Raw genomic sequence first — 2,719 nt, 5'->3', positions numbered from 1 at the left:
ATTTTAGCGGCGATCGCGCAGCAATTACCCATTCGGGGGATGGCACATATTACGGGTGGCGGTTTGCCAGAAAATTTACCGCGCTGTCTGAGTGCGGGTCATTCCATTCAGCTCGATCTGACTAGCTGGCAGATTCCAGCCGCATTTCAATGGTTGGCGAAAGCCGGAAATGTGGCTCCGGTGGATATGTTTAATACTTTTAATATGGGGATTGGCTATGTGGTAATCGTGCCAGCAACGGCGGCTGACGAATCGATCGCGTTTTTTAAGTCTCAAGGGATTGAAGGTTATGCGATCGGCACTGTCGTGGCGGGCGATCGATCTTTGCTAGGAATACCTCAGTAGATCTTTTATTGCCATTGGGGTTGGGGATTTCAACCCCAGCTCTTCGGTGCGTTACGCTTGCGCGATAACACACCCTACGATATTCTCACTGGGGTTAAGATTGCAAACCCCAACTATCAACTGTTTAAATCGATCGAATCACTCATCAAATTGACACCCAGCCAATTGCTGAGTTCTCTAGCCAGCCATTTAATTTCGCGTTCGGTGAGATCTTGGCCGGTGCTGAAGATCCGGATCGGATCGGTCTGCCGGAGTTCCAGTAACAGGTTGACCTTGGGGGTTTTGAGGTCTGCTGGCTGATACCTATCGACAATTACTTGGCTGATTTCTGTGGTTTTGAGGTGTTTGGGGCGACCGCGATCGAGTCCGTAGAGGTGCTGCGAGAGAGTAAATTGCTTGCGATCGATCGTTAATAGCGTGTGTGAGAGGAATTTATCCGCCAGATCGAATGATAGATGTAATCCAGTTTTCAGCAACCACAATGTTACTGGCAGGACAAACAGCAACGCTACGCTCAAACCAACTTTGACCGCCAATTCTGTAGTTGAAATCGTCAGTGGAATCGAGATGTAAACTGTGAGTGCGATGAGGGTTAGCACTGCAAAATCGGTTATCCCCGCCAGCCCGAGTTGATGAACGGCAACTCGATCGGGTCGAAACCGTGCCGGAATCCTTAGCTGGAGCCGATCGGCTCTGCTCTTAAGTTGAATTTTGCTCCCAGAAGGTTGACGCATGATGGCTAAATCGATTGACGGTTGAGGGTTAATTCAGGTCGGAATTTTGGGTGAATGGCGATCGGCCGATCGAAGCCAGTCGATTGCTGGCGAGATCTTGGCTGCCGAGCTGTTGTTGCAAGGATTGGCTGGGGTCGATCGTGATGCCAGTCGTGCCGGTGGGGTCATTCGCGCGATCGGCACTCCACAACAGCCACCGACTTCCAGGCGCGAGCGTGGATGGCTGTGTCGATCGATTCGTCAGGCACACGACGGGAATTGCGGGCAGTTCGCTGGCGATCGATTCGTTCGGTTGCACGGCGGCGAGGGTTTCTAATACCTGTCTAGTGCCAGCAATTAAGCCGGTGCTAGCCGTCCAGAGTTGCACGTCCAACCGCGCGTTGGCGTAGAAATACAGCGTACAAGCGGCAATTACCGCCTGTTCAAAGTCAGCAGCATCCCAATCGGCACTACTATCGAGATAGATCGCCAGATCTTGGCCGCCGCGATCGATCTCCAGTTCGCGTACCTGAAAGTTGCCATACCGCGCGCTGGTGCGCCAATGGATCGATCGCATCGGATCGCCATAGCGGTAAGGACGCAAGGATCGAGTCACGCCTTCACTGGCAGCTTCGAGCCGCCGGTCTGCAAACTGCCGATTTTGGCGATCGGGACTACCCATCCCATCGATGAGCGGACAGCGATCGAGTTTGAGTGCGGGTGGATACACGTAGGCGATCGCTGGAGCCAACCGCTCCCGCCGACACCAAAACAGACCGAGTGGCGCGCCATTGAGCAGAGCGACTTTTCCCCACTGATAGAGGCCGCGTTGGGCGGTCGGCTGTCGGTAGATCCATTTATAATGATTTTGAGGTGAGATCTGCTCGATCGCCACGATTGGCAAATTGCTGCCGCTGAAGCTGGTCAGATCTCGGACTTGAAATAAGGTTTGTACTTGCGAGGTGGAATTGTGAATTGTCAGGGCAATCTCTAGATCGGCACCAGCGGTAACTGGCAAAATCGGCTGGCGATCGACTGTAAGGGCTTGGAGCGATCGCGGCGGTAAAATTGCGCCGACGCTCAGTAAGGCGACACCGATACCACTCAATACATAAAGCCAGCCAGCCATCGTATTCGTTGCCGCACCAAAAAAGCAGATTGTCAGCAGCCCTAGCAACCAGCCCCCATAGGCTGGAGTTACCCATTTAGTTTCCAGCCAGGTTGTCGCACGATTGAGCATGAGCATTGAGATCGATCGCTCTAGATCGGTCGTTGATATTAGTTAGAGTACCCACGCGCTGGCGATCGAGCACTGACTTGGCAATTCTCATGCTGTTCGCGTTGGCGAAGCCTGCCGTAGGCACAGCGTCTGCCTGCGCAGAGATGCTACGCGAACGAGGTTGGGCACAGAAGATAGATTGCCGCAGATGTCACACTCACTACAATATCGATCCGAACCCGCGTAAACACGGTAAAATTTTTATCTATGTGCCCTCCGTAAGCTCTGTGCATTTCACCCGTTGTCTCGATTTAAAATCCCCTCATCGCGAAATTGTCAACTGTCAACTGTGCTAGGTATTCATGACGCTCCAAATCTACCAAGGTGTTTCGGCTTATTATCATCGATCGGCGATAATTATTTTGCTAGTTGGCTTCTTAGT

At 52.4% G+C, this 2,719-nt stretch carries 4 protein-coding genes; 1 reads left to right on the top strand and 3 read right to left on the bottom strand.

All coding sequences use genetic code 11. The features are described from left to right. Window positions 1-345, top strand: a 345-nt coding sequence (locus RMO84_RS15630) for an AIR synthase-related protein (protein WP_310489364.1), incomplete at its 5' end; no start/stop codon positions are given. 116 nt (window positions 346-461) lie between these two features. Here RMO84_RS15630 and RMO84_RS15625 read toward each other — a convergent pair. From RMO84_RS15625 to RMO84_RS15615, 3 genes are read right to left on the bottom strand one after another with little or no spacing between them, the layout of a single operon-like run. Continuing rightward, window positions 462-1,079 (bottom strand): hypothetical protein, encoded by a 618-nt coding sequence (locus RMO84_RS15625; RefSeq protein WP_310489363.1) that lies wholly within the window; start codon window positions 1,077-1,079, stop codon window positions 462-464. A 28-nt stretch (window positions 1,080-1,107) separates the two neighbouring features. Then, complete coding sequence (locus RMO84_RS15620) at window positions 1,108-2,298, bottom strand: DUF58 domain-containing protein (RefSeq protein WP_310489362.1); 1,191 nt, start codon at window positions 2,296-2,298, stop codon at window positions 1,108-1,110. Continuing rightward, complete coding sequence (locus RMO84_RS15615) at window positions 2,264-2,389, bottom strand: hypothetical protein (protein WP_310489361.1); 126 nt, start codon at window positions 2,387-2,389, stop codon at window positions 2,264-2,266. Before RMO84_RS15615 ends, RMO84_RS15620 begins: the two co-directional genes overlap by 35 nt. Between the last annotated feature and the right edge of the window lie 330 nt (window positions 2,390-2,719).

Source organism: Chamaesiphon sp. VAR_69_metabat_338, assembly GCF_031423935.1.
Classification (GTDB): domain Bacteria; phylum Cyanobacteriota; class Cyanobacteriia; order Cyanobacteriales; family Chamaesiphonaceae; genus Chamaesiphon.
The sequence above is the reverse complement of the archived record's forward strand: the minus strand, read 5'-3'. Positions and strand labels throughout refer to the sequence as shown.

Bases quoted from the DNA above. Each gene is read 5' to 3' on its own strand.
- RMO84_RS15625 (WP_310489363.1), bottom strand. From the start codon at position 1,079: ATGCGTCAACCTTCTGGGAGCAAAATTCAACTTAAGAGCAGAGCCGAT.
- RMO84_RS15615 (WP_310489361.1), bottom strand. From the start codon at position 2,389: ATGAGAATTGCCAAGTCAGTGCTCGATCGCCAGCGCGTGGGTACTCTA.
- RMO84_RS15620 (WP_310489362.1), bottom strand. From the start codon at position 2,298: ATGCTCAATCGTGCGACAACCTGGCTGGAAACTAAATGGGTAACTCCA.